This is a genomic window from Streptomyces sp. NBC_01235 (assembly GCF_035989285.1).
Lineage (GTDB): Bacteria > Actinomycetota > Actinomycetes > Streptomycetales > Streptomycetaceae > Streptomyces.
Window position 1 is genome coordinate 3,075,712 of the sequence record NZ_CP108513.1, and the last position, 13,998, is coordinate 3,089,709.

12 protein-coding genes are annotated in these 13,998 nt (G+C 71.1%); all 12 read right to left on the bottom strand.

Annotated features, from left to right (window positions below):
• Nucleotides 1–13 precede the first annotated feature (13 nt).
• Entirely contained in the window at nucleotides 14–2,029 is a 2,016-nt protein-coding gene (locus tag OG289_RS13315) for a pectinesterase family protein (RefSeq protein WP_442818896.1), read from the bottom strand.
• A 33-nt stretch (nucleotides 2,030–2,062) separates the two neighbouring features.
• Nucleotides 2,063–3,616 (bottom strand): glycoside hydrolase family 43 protein, encoded by a 1,554-nt coding sequence (locus OG289_RS13320; protein ID WP_327314218.1) that lies wholly within the window; start codon nucleotides 3,614–3,616, stop codon nucleotides 2,063–2,065.
• Nucleotides 3,613–4,497 carry a PmoA family protein gene (locus OG289_RS13325; protein WP_327314219.1) on the bottom strand — a complete coding sequence of 295 codons (885 nt, stop codon included), beginning with the start codon at nucleotides 4,495–4,497 and terminating at the stop codon, nucleotides 3,613–3,615. Before OG289_RS13325 ends, OG289_RS13320 begins: the two co-directional genes overlap by 4 nt.
• Nucleotides 4,497–5,666: a Gfo/Idh/MocA family protein gene (locus OG289_RS13330; protein ID WP_327314220.1), complete on the bottom strand. Its 1,170-nt coding sequence runs from the start codon at nucleotides 5,664–5,666 to the stop codon at nucleotides 4,497–4,499. The genes OG289_RS13325 and OG289_RS13330 overlap by 1 nt, the downstream gene beginning before the upstream one ends.
• On the bottom strand, nucleotides 5,663–6,967 hold the full coding sequence (locus tag OG289_RS13335) for a pectate lyase family protein (RefSeq protein WP_327314221.1): 1,305 nt from the start codon (nucleotides 6,965–6,967) through the stop codon (nucleotides 5,663–5,665). The genes OG289_RS13330 and OG289_RS13335 overlap by 4 nt, the downstream gene beginning before the upstream one ends.
• Nucleotides 6,964–7,863 (bottom strand): carbohydrate ABC transporter permease, encoded by a 900-nt coding sequence (locus OG289_RS13340; RefSeq protein ID WP_327314222.1) that lies wholly within the window; start codon nucleotides 7,861–7,863, stop codon nucleotides 6,964–6,966. The genes OG289_RS13335 and OG289_RS13340 overlap by 4 nt, the downstream gene beginning before the upstream one ends.
• Complete coding sequence (locus OG289_RS13345) at nucleotides 7,860–8,795, bottom strand: carbohydrate ABC transporter permease (RefSeq protein ID WP_327314223.1); 936 nt, start codon at nucleotides 8,793–8,795, stop codon at nucleotides 7,860–7,862. The genes OG289_RS13340 and OG289_RS13345 overlap by 4 nt, the downstream gene beginning before the upstream one ends.
• A 128-nt stretch (nucleotides 8,796–8,923) precedes the next feature.
• Nucleotides 8,924–10,645, bottom strand: a complete 1,722-nt coding sequence (araD, locus tag OG289_RS13350; RefSeq protein ID WP_327314224.1) for an L-arabinonate dehydratase — start codon at nucleotides 10,643–10,645, stop codon at nucleotides 8,924–8,926.
• A gap of 68 nt (nucleotides 10,646–10,713) precedes the next feature.
• Nucleotides 10,714–11,625: a dihydrodipicolinate synthase family protein gene (locus tag OG289_RS13355; protein WP_327314225.1), complete on the bottom strand. Its 912-nt coding sequence runs from the start codon at nucleotides 11,623–11,625 to the stop codon at nucleotides 10,714–10,716.
• Nucleotides 11,622–12,302, bottom strand: a complete 681-nt coding sequence (locus OG289_RS13360) for a GntR family transcriptional regulator (protein WP_327314226.1) — start codon at nucleotides 12,300–12,302, stop codon at nucleotides 11,622–11,624. Before OG289_RS13360 ends, OG289_RS13355 begins: the two co-directional genes overlap by 4 nt.
• A 164-nt stretch (nucleotides 12,303–12,466) precedes the next feature.
• Nucleotides 12,467–13,228 carry an MBL fold metallo-hydrolase gene (locus OG289_RS13365; protein WP_327314227.1) on the bottom strand — a complete coding sequence of 254 codons (762 nt, stop codon included), beginning with the start codon at nucleotides 13,226–13,228 and terminating at the stop codon, nucleotides 12,467–12,469.
• Nucleotides 13,229–13,349: 121 nt separating this feature from the next.
• On the bottom strand, nucleotides 13,350–13,943 hold the full coding sequence (locus tag OG289_RS13370; RefSeq protein ID WP_327314228.1) for a TIGR03086 family metal-binding protein: 594 nt from the start codon (nucleotides 13,941–13,943) through the stop codon (nucleotides 13,350–13,352).
• Between the last annotated feature and the right edge of the window lie 55 nt (nucleotides 13,944–13,998).

The window sequence follows — 13,998 nt, forward strand, 5'->3', positions numbered from 1 at the left end:
AAGTTGTGGGGGGTCAGTGGGTGGTGCCGGTGCGGGCGTACGGCGCCCAGCCGTCCGCGCCCTTGAGGTAGTCGGCGACGGTGTGCGTCCGCGCGTCGGCGTCGTCCATCTGCGGCCGGTCGGGCGAGATGGCCGCCCCGGGCCCGGAGTTGCGGTATTCGGTGAACCGTGCGTCCCGCCAGGAGAACCCGCTCATGTCGGTCCACGGCGACGACTTGACCGCCGCCGGCAGTTCGGTGTCCCGGATCAGCACCTGTGCGACCGCCTCCGGCTCCCCGCCCGGATGCCACGGCCGTCCCAGGTGGAAGGAGTCGGCCGGCGCGTCGCTCACGACCTTCGACCGGGTGATCAGGAACCCGTACGGGTTGCCCGTCCACGTCGAAGCGGCCGTCAGGTAACCGTTGTTGGTGGCCGAACCCCGGCTCAGCAGCCGGATCACCGACCGCTCGACGACGGTCGTCGCCCGCCCGTAGACGAAGTCGACGTCGCCCTCGATGTAGGAGTCGCGGACATACACCCGGCTGACGGTGGTCAGCTTCGGGCTGTCCGTCATCAACGTGTCCTGGTTGCCCAGGAAGGCGGTGTTCTCGAAGACGATCCGGTCGCCGGTCGTCTTCATGGCGAGGGCCTGCTCGCCGTTCAGCTCGACCGCGGCCTCGTCGAAGTCGTTGCTGAAGGTCAGGTTGCGGGCCGTGACGTCGTCCGCGGCGATCCGGACGGTGGCGCTCCCCGTCGAACCGCCGTACGCCGCGGGCGTGTCGTAGACGATGACGGTGTCCGAGCGGTCGTGTCCAGTCCCCTGCAACAGGACGTTCGGCTTTGTCGCGGGGATGAAGACCTTCTCGCGGTACGTGCCCGGCGCGACGGCGATGGTGATGTCGTCGGCGTTGCCGTCGGGCACGGCGTCGACGGCGGACTGGACGCTCGGGTAGTCGCCCGGCACGTTCAGGGTGACCGCGTCTCCGATCCGCGCTTGCGGCCCCGAGAACCGGGTGACCAGCGCGGGAACGGCGGCCGCGGGATCCAGCCGGTACGCGTAGAACTCCCGCGGGTCGAAGGCGGCGCCCCACTCGTCGGTGCGCCCGCTCGTGTTCCTCAGGATCGACCCTCGTTCGACCAGCTCGGCGGTCGCGTCGGCCTGGTAGGGATGCTGGACGCCGTCGTAGTAGCCGTTCTCGATGACCATCTTGGTGTGGCCCCGCGACCAGTTCCCGTACGTCCACACCGGGTCCCCGTCGGCGACCTGCGCCGACAGGTAGTTGTTGTAGAGGTGGGCGTAGGCGCAGTTGTCCGCCGAGGGATTGCGCTGTTTCGTGCCCGTGAACCAGTTGTGGTCGATGGTGATCTGCGTGAGGACGTTGGTCGTCCAGCCGATGCCGAACGCCTTGTTGTGGTTGCTGAACCGGTTGTAGGACACGGTGATGTACTGGCTGTCCTTGCGGATGTCGAGCAGCCCGTCGCCCATGTGCGTGAAGGTGTTGTGGTCGATCCAGACGTGGTCGACGGTGTCCATCTGGATCGCGTCGAAGTCGGTCGTCTTGCCGTCCCAGTCGCCCTCGACGTAGGAGTCCCGGATCGTCAGGTTGCGGATGATCACGTTGTGCGTGCCGGGGTTGAGATGGAGCTCGCCGTGGACGATCTCGCCGGTGTCGCCGACGCCGATGATCGTCTTGTTCGAGGTCACGACGATGTCGGAGCCGAAGGGCTCGACGGCCACCGCGCCCTTGACCCGGATGACGTAGGGCGCCTCGGCGGCGGCGTACTTCGCCAGCGAGGCCTGGTCGGTGACGGTGACGACCTTGCCGCCGGCGCCTCCGGTGGTGCCGCCGGCGAGGGAGGCGAAGCCATGGGCCCGGTCGGTCCAGCGGGCCGCCGAGGACGCCGACGGGGTCGAGGCGACGGCGGCCGTCGGCCTGCCGGCAGCCCTCGCCTCGCCGACGGCGCCCAGTCCGAGCGCCGCCACCAGGCCGGCGACGGCCGCCATGACCACACCGGGTCTCGGCAAGCGCTTGCTAGGGAAGTGCGTCATTGCGGCTCCCAACAGGCGTACAGGACAGATGAGTTAGAGAGGTCTGATCCGGAACTCGCTGAACGTGGCCGCTCCGGCGTGCCCGGTTCCGACGGGCGCGAGGGCGAAGAGGCCGAGCAGGGCGCCGACCCAGCGCCAGGGGGTGGCGGCGAAGACGGGACCGGAGTGGCGCAGGCCGTCGCCGACGTCGCAGGCGAAACGGCAGCGGGCGCCCGCGCCGATCTCGATCCGCAGTCGGGCCCGCCCTTCGGGGGCGAGCCGTGGGTGGGCGGCGTCCCGTTCCCTCTCGGCGACCGGTTCGGCGAACCGGTGCACGAGGTGGACGGTGCCGTCGGCTCCCCGCTGGAGGCCGATCCAGCCGAAGGCGTCGCCGAGGACCGCGAGTCCGGCCCGGGCGCCCGGCTCCTCGCTGTGCAGCCGCAGCTCCACCTCGACGGCGGACGGGACGCCGGGCAGCCGCTGGGTGAGAACGTTCGCCAGGGTGCGCAGGTCGTGCGCGTCGGCCGTCCGTACGCAGGTCAGGCGCAGTCCGTCGGCGGAGTGCTGGGTGGCCCACCCGTCCTGGGGGTTGGCCGTCCACGACCACTGACGGCCGAAGCGTCCGCCGGGGAAGTCGTCGTCGGTGGCGGGCGCGGCGGTGGGATGCGCGGGCAGGTCGGGCCGCCGGTGCTCGAGGACCGGGGCGCCCTCGTCGCCGAGGACCGGCCAGCCTCCCCCGCTCTCGGCTTCGCTCGAGCGGGAGGTGCCCCCATGGCCCCAGCGCATCGGCTGGAGGTGAACGACCCGGCCGTAGGCGCCGCGCTGCTGGAAGTGCAGGAACCAGTCCTCGCCGGACGGGGTGCGCACCCAGCCGCCCTGGTGGGGGCCGTTGACCTGGGTGTCCTGCTGTTCCAGGACGACCCTCTCCTCGTAGGGGCCGAAGAAGTCCCGGGAGCGGAAGGCGCCCTGCCAGCCGGTCTCCACTCCCCCGGCGGGCGCGAGGATCCAGAACCAGCCGTCGTGCCGGTAGAGCTTGGGGCCTTCGAGGGTGAACCAGCCGGGGATGCGGTCCCCGTCGACGATCACTTTGCCCTCGTCGAGGACGGCCGTCCCCTCGGGGTGCATCCGGTGGCCGGTGAGCCGGTTCTTGACGCCCGCGCGGGACTTGGCCCAGGCGTGGACCAGGTAGGCCTCGCCCCTCTCGTCGTCCCAGAGGGGGCAGGGGTCGATGAGCCCCTTGCCTTTCTTCACCAGGTGCGGGCGGGTCCAAGGGCCCCTGATCTCGGGGGCGTTGACCTGGAAGATGCCCTGGTCGGGATCGCCCCAGAAGATCCAGAAGCGGTCGTCGTGCCATCTCAACGCGGGTGCCCAGACGCCACAGTCGTGGCGCGGGGTCCTGAACTCGGCGGCCGGTTCCAGGCGTTCGAGGGCGTGGCCGACCAGGGTCCAGTTGACCAGGTCGCGCGAGTGCAGCAGTGGCAGTCCGGGGGCGCGGCCGAAGCTGGAGGCGGTGAGATAGAAGTCGTCGCCGACGCGGACCACGTCCGGGTCGGACCAGTCGGCGTTCAGGATCGGGTTCGTGTACGTCTCGTGCTGCTCGTGGGTCACTGGCTGACCGCCTTGCGGACCAGCGCCGCAGCCTCGTCCCGGTCCAGGCGGCCGTCGGCGACGACGGTGACGACGCGGCGTACGGCCGTCTCGCCGGGCGGGATCGGCAGCCGCTCGGCCGGGGCCAGCGAGGAGCCGACGCCCGGGTACTCGGCGGTGCGGACGAACCAGGGGTCGCGGCGGGTGGTGTCGGTGGCGCCCGCGAAGACGAGCGTCCAGCCTCCCCCGCTCGCGACTCCGCTCGAGCGGGAGGACCCCCCTCCGGCCAGGGCCAGCCAGTCGGCGCGCGCGCCGTGGACCTCCGCCTCGCCCTCGCTGTCGGCGGTGAAGACGGCGGGGGCCGTGTCCTCCTTGCGGGCGCGCCAGAAGAAGCCGCCGTAGGCCGCGCCGGAGCGGCCGTTCGTCGCCGGGCTGCCGATGGACAGCGCGTCGGACGTGACGTTGGTGAGGGAGAAGGTGAAGTCCAACGCCCAGGCGGTGTCGGTGAGTTCGGTGGCCGCGACGGTTCGGCGCTCGCGCAGCAGCTCGGCCCCGGCGGCGATCCAGCGCAGCTCCTCGACGAAGCCGTCGGGGTCGCGGAGCTGGAAGGAGCCGTGGCGCTGGGCGCCGTGGTTGTCGAGCTCGGTCGGACCCTGGTCGCGGACGTAGGTACGGCCGCCCCAGAAGTTGTGCCCCTCGACGTCGGGTACGGCTACACCGACGCCGAGGTGGTGTGTGTGGTCGGCGGGGCTGAGCTCGGTGACCGCCGTGCCGGCCAGGGTGGTGACGGGGTGCAGGAAGGGGCGCGGGGAGAGCCGGGCGGGCAGCTCGGGCCGCGTGACGTAGCGGCCGACCGGGCGGCCCGCGACGCGCAGGACGACCGGTGTGTCGGGTGCCGTCATCAGGTGCTCACCTCTTTCGGATGCACGGTCGTGGACGCCCAGGGGGCGCCCAGCTCGGAGTAGAGGGCGAGGGTGTCGGCGGCGGCGGCGACGAGGCCGTCGATGCCGGGCACGACCCGCCGGTCCTCGTCGGGCAGTAGGCGCCAGGCGTCGTCGGGCAGCTGGACCGGGTCGGGGGCGACCCGGATCGCCTCGACGACCCGCATGAACGACTCGGTCGCGGCGGGCGGGACGAGCAGTTCGGCCCCGTCGGTGAGGTGCTCGACGAGGTTCTCCAGCAGGTCGGTGCGGCCGTAGTCGTACTCCTCGGGGCCGTGGTCGGCGCGCTGGAGCAGGACGCGGTCCTGCTTGTACCAGTACGTGATCCGGCCGCGGCTGCCGTGGACGACGACGTACGGGTCGTCGGGGTCCTCGGCGCACAGGGTGGCCGCGACGACGATCTGACGGTCGTCGGCCGTGGTGACGCGGACGCAGGAGGTGTCGTCGGACTCGATGGCGTTGGCGTGCGCCAGCTCGGTCTCGATGCCGGTGACGTCCTCGGCGCGGGTGGCCCCGGCCAGGGCGAGGGCGGTGGCGACGGCGTGCGCGAGCGGGTTGGTGAGCGCCCCGTCGATCACGTCGACGCCGTTCAGCCGCCGCTTGCCCGCCCAGGGCGCCCGCCGGTAGTAGGCCTGGGCGCGCGCCCAGGCCCCGGCTCCGCCGACCCCGGCCACCTCGCCGATCGCACCGTCCTCGATCAGGGTGCGGATCGCGGGGACGGCGTGCGAGCCCAGCGACTGGAAGCCGATCTGGCAGACCACGCCGGCCTCCGCGACCCCGTCGGCCATCCGGCGGAACTCGGCGTAGGACGGCGCGGGCGGCTTCTCCAGGAGCAGGTGCACGCCCTTGCGGGCCGCGGTCAGGGCGAGGTCGGTGTGGGTCGGGATGGGGGTGCAGATGACGGCGATCCGGGCGCCGGTGGAGTCGAGGAGCGCGCCGAAGTCGGCGGACTGCTCCGGCGCGGCGAGGCCCTCGGGGATCTCGTCCGGGGTCAGCGGGGTCAGCTCGCAGATGCCCGCCAGGTGGACGATCCCCTTGTCCTGGAGCCGTCGGATGTTGTCCAGGTGCCAGTGTCCGTGGCCGCGCGCGCCCGCGAGGACGATGGGTACGGCGGTGCCTGTGGTGCTCATGGGATCCTCCCTGCGCCCGCGCCGCGTGCCACCTCGCGGTCGGCCACCGCGGCGCTGTCGATCTTTGTGTGCAGGGTAGGCGTCCAGCCGACGTCCGCCGTGAGATCACGCTCGCTGCCGCTGTTGTAGGCGTTGTGGATGGCGAGGAGGTCGACGGGCCAGCCGTTGAAGAGGGTGCCGGTCTGGTGCAGGGCGGTGCCGTTCCAGCTCTTGACCAGGTCGGCGACCTCCACATGCCCGGGGGTGTGGAAGGCGTTGTTCTCCGCGTAGATCGCGGACTCGGTCGACACGCCGAGCGAGTAGCGGTACTCGCCGCCCTCGGGGACCACGTACCGGTTGTCGTACACGTGCACCTGCCCGAAGCGGACGCGCGGCGCACGCTGTACGACGGACTCGAACTGGTTGTGGTGCAGGGTCACCCGGAGCTTGCCGCGGTCTCCGGTGGCCGTGTCGCCGTTGCCGATGAGCATCGCCTTGTCGTGGTCGGCGAACCGGCTCCAGGAGACGGTGACCAGGTCGGAGCCGCCTGTGATGTCGAGCAGGCCGTCGTGCCGGAGGTAGTTGCGGGCGAAGTAGGTGGGCTCGGCGGCGTCCGGGTGGCCCTTGTCGCTCGCGGTGATGTGGTCGACCCAGACGTGGGTCGCGCCGGTCAGCCAGATGTTGTCGTACGCCGTCTTCCAGTCGCCGAGGCCGCCGGTGTTGGGCTGCCAGACGGGGAAGCAGTCGTAGGCGTCACGCAGGTCGAGGTTGCGCAGGATGACGTTGTCCGCGTTCCTGGCCTGGAGGCTCGCGCCCTTGAGGACGGCCCCCTTGCCCAGGCCCACGATGGTGGTGTTCGAGCCGACCGGCAGCACGATCCGCTCCGCCTGCCTGGCGGCCGAAGCCTGGCGGGCCTCCTCCTGGGGGCCGCTGGGCTTGGCGGAGCCCCAGGTGCGGGGGTCGTAGGCGGACAGGTACCGCTTCAGGGTGTAGCCGTCGGTGGCGTAGTCCGCGCAGTCCAGGTGGTCGCCGTCGTCGGCGGCGTTGGCGTCGACCGTCCCGGCGATCCTGATGATCTTCGGGGTGTCGCTGCCGCCGTCGAGGGCGCGGACGAGTCCGGCGCGGTCGGTGACGGTGTAGACGTGGGCGTCGTCGGCGGCCGCGCCTCCTGTGGTGCCGGTGCCGTACGCGGCCCAGCCGTCGTCGGCGGCGAGGGTGTCGCGGGAGATGTCGCGGGCCTCGGCGTGCGCGGGGACGCAGAGAACCCCCAACACCGCGGTGGCGACGGCGATCCGACGAAGTCTTGTCCGACGGAGACTCATCCCTTCACCGCCCCTGCGCTGAACCCGGTGATCAGCCACTTCTGGATGAAGGCGAAGACGATCACCACGGGGACGGCGGCGATGATGCCGCCCGCGGCCAGCGCGCCCAGGTCGACGCTGTCCGCGCTCATCAGGGTGTTCAGGCCGACCGGGATCGTCTGCTTGGTCTGGTCGGACAGGAACATCAGGGCGAACAGGAAGTGGTTCCAGGCGTGCACGAAGGCGAAGGAGCCGACGGCGATCAGCCCCGGGCGCAGAAGGGGGAGGACGACGATGCGGAAGGCGGTGAACCGGTTGCAGCCGTCGACCCAGGCGGCCTCCTCCAGGGAGTAGGGCACGTTCCGGATGAAGCCGCTGATCAGGATCATCGACAGGGGCAGCTGGAAGACCGTCTCGGCGATGATGACGCTGCCCAGCGAGTTGATCATCTTCAGCTCGGCGAAGATCTGGAAGAGCGGGACCAGGAGCAGCGCGCCCGGCACGAACTGGGTGCACAGCAGGGCGAGCATGAACCCGCGCTTGATCCTGAAGTCGAAGCGGGCGAGGGCGTAGCCGCCGGCCAGGGCGACGCCGGTCGTCAGCAGCAGGGTCGCCACGCCGGTGATCAGGCTGTTCTGGAAGTAGATCCCGAAGTCCCGCTCGTTCCACACCTTTTCGAAGTGGTCGAAGGTCATCGGCCAGGGCACGAGCGAGGTCGAGCCGGCCGGGCGGAGCGCGAAGAGCAGGATCCAGTAGAAGGGGACGAGGGTGAAGACCAGGTAGATCCCCAGGGGAAGGTAGATCTGCCAGCGCGGGGCCTCGTCCCAGGCGCGCTTCTGGCGGGACGGTCGCCGGTCGGCCGCGGTGGGCACACGCACGGGGGCGGGCGTGACCTCGGTGGCCTCCTTGGTGATCACTTGTCGCCTCCTCCGAACTTGCTCAGCCGCAGATAGACCATCGAGCAGAAGAGCAGGATCACGAACGCGACCGTGGTGAGGGCGGACGCGTAGCCGAAGTTGTGGGCGTCGACGCTGGTGTTGGCGATGTAGAGCGGGAGGGTGGTGGTCTCCCCCGCCGGGCCGCCGCCGGTGAGCGTGTAGAGCAGGTCGACGTTGTTGAACTCCCACACCGCGCGCAGCAGCGTGGACAGGACGATGGCGTCCTTCAGGTGGGGCAGGGTGATGTGCCAGAACTGCTTGACGCGGCTGGCCCCGTCGACCTCGGCGGCCTCGTACAGGTCCTTGGAGACGGACTGGAGGTCGGCGAGGATCAGGATCGCGAAGAAGGGGACACCGCGCCACAGGTCGGCGACGATCGCCGCCGGGAAGACGGTGGAGGTGTCCGACAGCCAGCTGGTGCCGTACTCGCCGATGCCCATGTCCGCGAGGTAACGGGTGATGCCCGTCTGGGAGTTGTAGAGCAGCACCCAGATCGCGGAGGTCAGCACGCCGGAGACGGCCCACGGGGAGAAGACGAGGGCGCGGCCGAGCGAGCGCCCCACGAAGGTCTGGTTGACGATCAGCGCCAGCGCCAGACCGAACAGCAGTTGCAGTCCGACCTCGACGAAGACCCACTTGGCGCTGAAGGTCAGCGTGTCCCAGAACTGCGGGTCGTCGGTGAAGGCGTGGACGAAGTTGTCGAAGCCCGCGAAGCCGTTCCGCCACGGTTTCGTGGGGTTGTAGTTCTGCAGGCTGTAGTAGAAGACGCTGATGACCGGGTAGGCGATGAAGCCCAGCATCAGCAGGGCCGCCGGCGCGATCAGCAGGTACGGCAGCCTGCGCGGCGTGGCGGAGGCACGGCGCCGCCGGGGTGGCGCGGGCGGTTTCGCCACGGCTGCGGCTTGGGCCATGACTGTTCTCCGTTCTCGGTACGTCGTGCGGGAAGCGCTTTCTCTCTGTGCAGGGGTGTGCGCTGTCGTCCTTGCTGTCCTTGCTGTCGTCGCCGGCCTTGCTGTGGTTGCTGTCGGCCTTGCCTCGGTCAGCCCGCGTACGGGTCCGCGACCTTGCCCGGGCGGGCCAGGAACTCGAAGTCGCAACCGGTGTCGGCCTGGGTGATCTGTTCGTTGTAGAGCGCTCCGTAGCCGCGCTCGTACCGGGTCGGAGGTGGCGTCCACTGCGCCCGGCGTCGCTCCAACTCCTCGTCGTCCACGTTGAGTTGGAGGGCGCGGGCGTCGACGTCGAGAGTGATCGAGTCCCCCGTGCGGACCAGCGCGAGCGGCCCGCCGACGTACGACTCGGGTGCCACGTGCAGCACACAGGCGCCGTAACTCGTGCCGCTCATGCGGGCGTCGGAGATCCGCACCATGTCCCGTACGCCCTGCTTGAGCAGGTGGTCGGGGATGGGCAGCATGCCGTACTCGGGCATGCCCGGGCCACCCTTGGGGCCGGAGCCCCGCAGCACGAGCACGGTGTCGGCGGTGATGCCCAACTCGGGGTCGTTGATGGTCCGTTGCATGGTCCTGTAGTCGTCGAAGACGACCGCGGGCCCGGTGTGCTTGAGCAGGTGCGGCTCGGCCGCGATGTGCTTGATGACGGCGCCGTCCGGGCAGAGGTTGCCGCGCAGGACGGCGACGCCGCCCTCGGCCGCGACCGGGTTGTCCCGGAGCCGGATGACGTCGTCGTGGTGGACCTGGGCGCCGGCGAGCTGCTCGCGCAGGGTGTCGTACGAGACGGTCGGGCGGTCCAGGTGGAGCAGGTCCGGGATCCGGGAGAGGAAGCCGGGGAGGCCGCCCGCGAAGTGGAAGTCCTCCATGAGGTACTTCCGGCCGCCGGGGCGGACGTTGGCGAGGACGGGGACCGTGCGGGCGATGCGGTCGAAGTCGTCGAGGGTGAGCCTGACGCCCGCGCGGCCGGCCATGGCGATGAGGTGGATGACGGCGTTCGTCGAACCGCCGAGGCCGAGGACGGTCGTCACCGCGTCCTCGAAGGCGTCACGGGTGAGGATCTCGGAGAGGACACGCCCCTTGTGGACCTGTTCCACGATCCTCATGCCGGACGACGCGGCCATCCGATCGTGCCCGGAGTCCACGGCCGGGATGCTCGACGCACCCGGCACCGTCACGCCCAGCGCCTCCGCCGCGGCCGTCAGCGTGGACGCCGTGCCCATCGTCATGCAGTGGCCCGGCGAGCGGGCGAGGCCGTTCTCCAGCTCGGCCATCTCGCAGTCGCCGATCAGGCCGGCCCGCTTGTCGTCCCAGTACTTCCACATGTCGGTGCCGGAACCGAGCACCTCGTTGCGCCAGTGCCCCGGCAGCATGGGCCCGGCGGGCACGAAGACGGTGGGCAGGTCGACGCTCGCCGCGCCCATGAGCAGCGCGGGGGTCGTCTTGTCGCAGCCGCCCATCAGCACGGCCCCGTCGACCGGATAGGAGCGCAGCAGCTCCTCGGTCTCCATGGCGAGGAGGTTGCGGTAGAGCATCGGGGTCGGCTTCTGGAAGGTCTCGCTGAGCGTGGCGACCGGGAACTCCAGCGGGAAACCGCCCGCCTGCCACACGCCCCGCTTCACGGCCTGGGCGCGGTCGCGCAGGTGGACGTGGCAGGGGTTGATGTCGGACCAGGTGTTGAGGATCGCGATGACCGGCTTGCCGAGGTGTTCCTCGGGGAGGTAGCCGAGCTGGCGGGTGCGGGCGCGGTGGCTGAAGGAGCGCAGGCCGTCGGTGCCGTACCACTGGTGGCTCCTGAGCTCCTCCGGACGCTTCACGGGCCGGTCGTCGGCACTGCTTTCGGAGCGGCTGTCCAAGCGATCGCCGGCATGATCGTCGAAGCGCTTCATATGGACCATCCGGCAGCTATGGCGGCGACCTCGGCGCGCTCGCCCTCGGGCAGCGGCCGGCTCGGCGGGCGGACCTCACGACGGCACAGACCAAGGGAGGCAAGGGCCTCCTTGACGATGGTGACGTTGTTGGCGGAGCCGTTCGCGGCGCGCAGCTCCTCGAACCGCCTGATCTGTTCCCACACTTTCATCGCGGCCGGATAGTCCCCTGATCGAAGCGCTTCGATCATGTTCAGCGAAACGGCCGGGGCGATGTTGACCAGCCCGGAGGTGAAGCCGGTGGCGCCCGCGGAGAAGTAGGAGGGGGCGTACGGCTCGGCGAGGCCGGCGACCCAGACGAAGCGTTCCAGTCCGGCGTCCCGCGCGAAGGCCGCGAAGCGGGCGGCGTCCGGGACGGCGTACTTGACGCCGACGACGTTCGGGCAGGCGTCGGCGAGTTCGGCGAGGCGCTCGCCGTGCAGCTGCGCGTTGCGGATGTACGGGACGACGCCCAGCTCGGGCACCGACTCGGCGATGGCCCGGTGGTAGTCCACCCAGCCGCTCTGCGAGACGTAGGGGTGGACGGGCTGGTGGACCATCACCATCTGCGCGCCCAGCTCACGGGCGTGCCGGGCGGAGGCGACGGCCGTGGGGACGTCGTGACCGACGCCGACGAGGATGGTGGAACGATCCCCCGCCTCCTCGATGGTCGCCTCCGTGACCAGACGGCGCTCCTCGGGGGTGAGGGCGTAGAACTCGCCGGTGTTGCCGTTCGGGGTGAGCGTGGTGATCCCGCCGTCGAGCAGACGGCGCAGCAGGGCCCGGTGGGCGTCCTGGTCGATGGAGCCGTCCTCGGCGAACGGGGTCACCGGGATGGCCACCACGTCGGCCAGAGCCGCACGCTGGGTCTCGAACGCCACGCTGCTCATTCCTGACCTTCCTCTGCCTGGACCCCTTCGTGGGCCCCGTCGTCGGTCTCGGGGAACGCCCGGCGCACGAAGGACGCGATGTGGGCGTGCAGGGCGCGGGCCGCGCCGTCCGCGTCTTTGGCCAGGGCGAGCCGCAGGATCTCGCGATGCTCGCCTGCCTCCCGTTCCCAGGAGGGCGAGGCGGCCCAGGCGACCGCGGAGACCAGGGCGGCCTGGTCGCGGACCTCGTCGAGCATCCGGCCGAGCAGCGGGTTGCCGCACGGCAGGTACAGGGCACGGTGGAACTCCCGGTTGGCCAGGGACCGTTCGGCGGTGTCGGTCGCATCGTCGGCCCTGGTCAGCGCGGACCGTGCGGCGTCCAGGGAGGCACCGCGCCGCACCGCCCGCCTGAGCGCCTCGGGTTCGAGGAGCAGCCGGACGTCGTAGACCTCGCGCGCCATGTCCGCGTCCACCATGCGCACCGTGACGCCCTTGTACTGGCTCATGACGACCAGGCCGGTGCCGGCCAGGGTTTTGAGCGCCTCGCGCACCGGGGTCTTGGAGACCCCGAACTGTGCGGCGAGCTCGGTCTCGACCAGGGCCTGACCGGGCGTCAGCCGCCCGGTCAGGATGCGGCGTTTGATCTCCTCCAGCACGTACTGCGTGCGGGAGGGGATCGGCGTGGGCACAGAGGTCATGCGCGCCTCTCGGATGTCGCGTATCTGATCTCGGATCTCGCGTATCGCGTCTCATATATGACGTACGAAGCACGACGCGTTGAAGGTAGGAGCACGCCTGTGTTTCGTCAATGCTTCTGACAAAGGAAGTGTCGGAAGAAGGGCGAGGTGTCAGAGGGGAGGTGTCAGAAGGGGATGGTCTCGCCCTCGCGTGCGGTGCGGGTGGGGCCGTCGAAGACGACGGCGGCGCGGGCGGTCGCGGCCTCCCGGGTCAGCGTGGGCCCGACGTGGGTGATGTACAGCTCCCGCACGCCCGCCTTGCGGGCGGCCTCGCCGGCGTCCTCCGGAGTCAGATGGACCTGCTGCTCATGTTCGCCTTCGCGATGCCGGTCGAGGTCCGCCTCACACAGGAACAGGTCGGCCCCCAAGGCGAGTTCGGTGAGCGCGTCGCACGGCCCGCTGTCCCCGGAGTACGCGAGGACGCTCCCCTGGCACTCGGCGCGCAGCCCGTACGCCTCGGTGTCGTGGGCCACCGCGCGCGAGGTGAGGCGCAGGTTCCAGTGCCGGACGGTGTGCCCGTCGAACAGGGGCCTGAAGTCGAGGAACTCGCTGAGGAACCGTACGTCCGGCCGGCCGAGGAACCCGGCCAGGCGCCGGGCGCAGTCGATCGGCGCGTACACCGGGATCGGGGCCGGCGGGGTCATTCCACCGTAGGCGAGCGCGTAGGCGGCGGCGAGGAGATCGGCGCTGTGGTCGGCGTGGAGGTGGGAGATCCAGATCGCGGTGAGCCGGTCGGGATCCGTGTGCCTGCGCAACTCCGCGAACGTCCCGAAGCCCGCGTCCACCCACACCTCGGCCCCCGCTCCGCGCAGCAGGTAGCCGGAGCAGGGGCGGCCCGGCCCCGGGTGTGGAGAGGCGGTGCCGAGGACGGTGAGACTGAGGGGCATGGTGGGGAGGGTACGTTTCGGTCCCGCCGGACGCGCCCTGTTCACGTCCGTCTACGGCAACCGCAGGGGACCGTCTACGCCCGGCGCGGTGAGGCGCCGCGAGCCGGCCACCGTGGGTCGGCTACCGCGTCCACCCCGGGTCACGGCCGCTCAGTCCGACCGCCCGGTCGAGCAGCGGAGCGTCGTCCGGGACGGGCACCACGGGGCCGAAGATGCCGCCCCCGCGGTCCTGGTCCTCGGCGGCCGCCCGCAGGAAGTCGTGCGAGGCCCGCAGCGCGGCCGGGTCGGGCGTGTACTCCTGCCCGGTGGCACGGGCCAGGTCCCAGCCGTGGATCACCAGCTCGTCGGCGGCGACGGCCCCCGCGACCGCGCCGGGCAGGTCGATGCCGCCCGCGCGGGTCATGCCGGTCCAGGCGGCCGGGGCGCGCCAGGCCTCGGCGAGTTCGTCGAGCACCTTGGGCAGTTCCTCGCGCCAGCCGGGGCCGATGTCCGGCGCGGCGGCGTCCGAAGCGGTGTCGGTGGTGGCAACCAGGTCCTTGCGCGCGGCGTCCCGGAAGGCGCCGGCGAGGCCGGTCAGGTGCCCGAGCATGTTGCGGACCGCGCAGCCCGGGCAGGGTGTCGCGTCCGCGAGCTGCTCGTCGCGGACACCTGCCGCGAGGCGCGCGATGATCCGGGCCTGGGGCCCGAGGTCGAGAGTCGTCGTCGTGTCGGTCATGAGGGGTGGACCGGCCGCATGCCGGAAACTCATCGCACCCCGGCCTCGATCCGTA

Coding starts and splice junctions, on each gene's coding strand:
- OG289_RS13315 (WP_442818896.1), bottom strand. CDS start 2,029: ATGACGCACTTCCCTAGCAAGCGCTTGCCGAGACCCGGTGTGGTCATG.
- OG289_RS13325 (WP_327314219.1), bottom strand. CDS start 4,497: ATGACGGCACCCGACACACCGGTCGTCCTGCGCGTCGCGGGCCGCCCG.
- OG289_RS13330 (WP_327314220.1), bottom strand. CDS start 5,666: ATGAGCACCACAGGCACCGCCGTACCCATCGTCCTCGCGGGCGCGCGC.
- OG289_RS13335 (WP_327314221.1), bottom strand. CDS start 6,967: ATGAGTCTCCGTCGGACAAGACTTCGTCGGATCGCCGTCGCCACCGCG.
- OG289_RS13345 (WP_327314223.1), bottom strand. CDS start 8,795: ATGGCCCAAGCCGCAGCCGTGGCGAAACCGCCCGCGCCACCCCGGCGG.
- OG289_RS13355 (WP_327314225.1), bottom strand. CDS start 11,625: ATGAGCAGCGTGGCGTTCGAGACCCAGCGTGCGGCTCTGGCCGACGTG.
- OG289_RS13360 (WP_327314226.1), bottom strand. CDS start 12,302: ATGACCTCTGTGCCCACGCCGATCCCCTCCCGCACGCAGTACGTGCTG.
- OG289_RS13365 (WP_327314227.1), bottom strand. CDS start 13,228: ATGCCCCTCAGTCTCACCGTCCTCGGCACCGCCTCTCCACACCCGGGG.
- OG289_RS13370 (WP_327314228.1), bottom strand. CDS start 13,943: ATGACCGACACGACGACGACTCTCGACCTCGGGCCCCAGGCCCGGATC.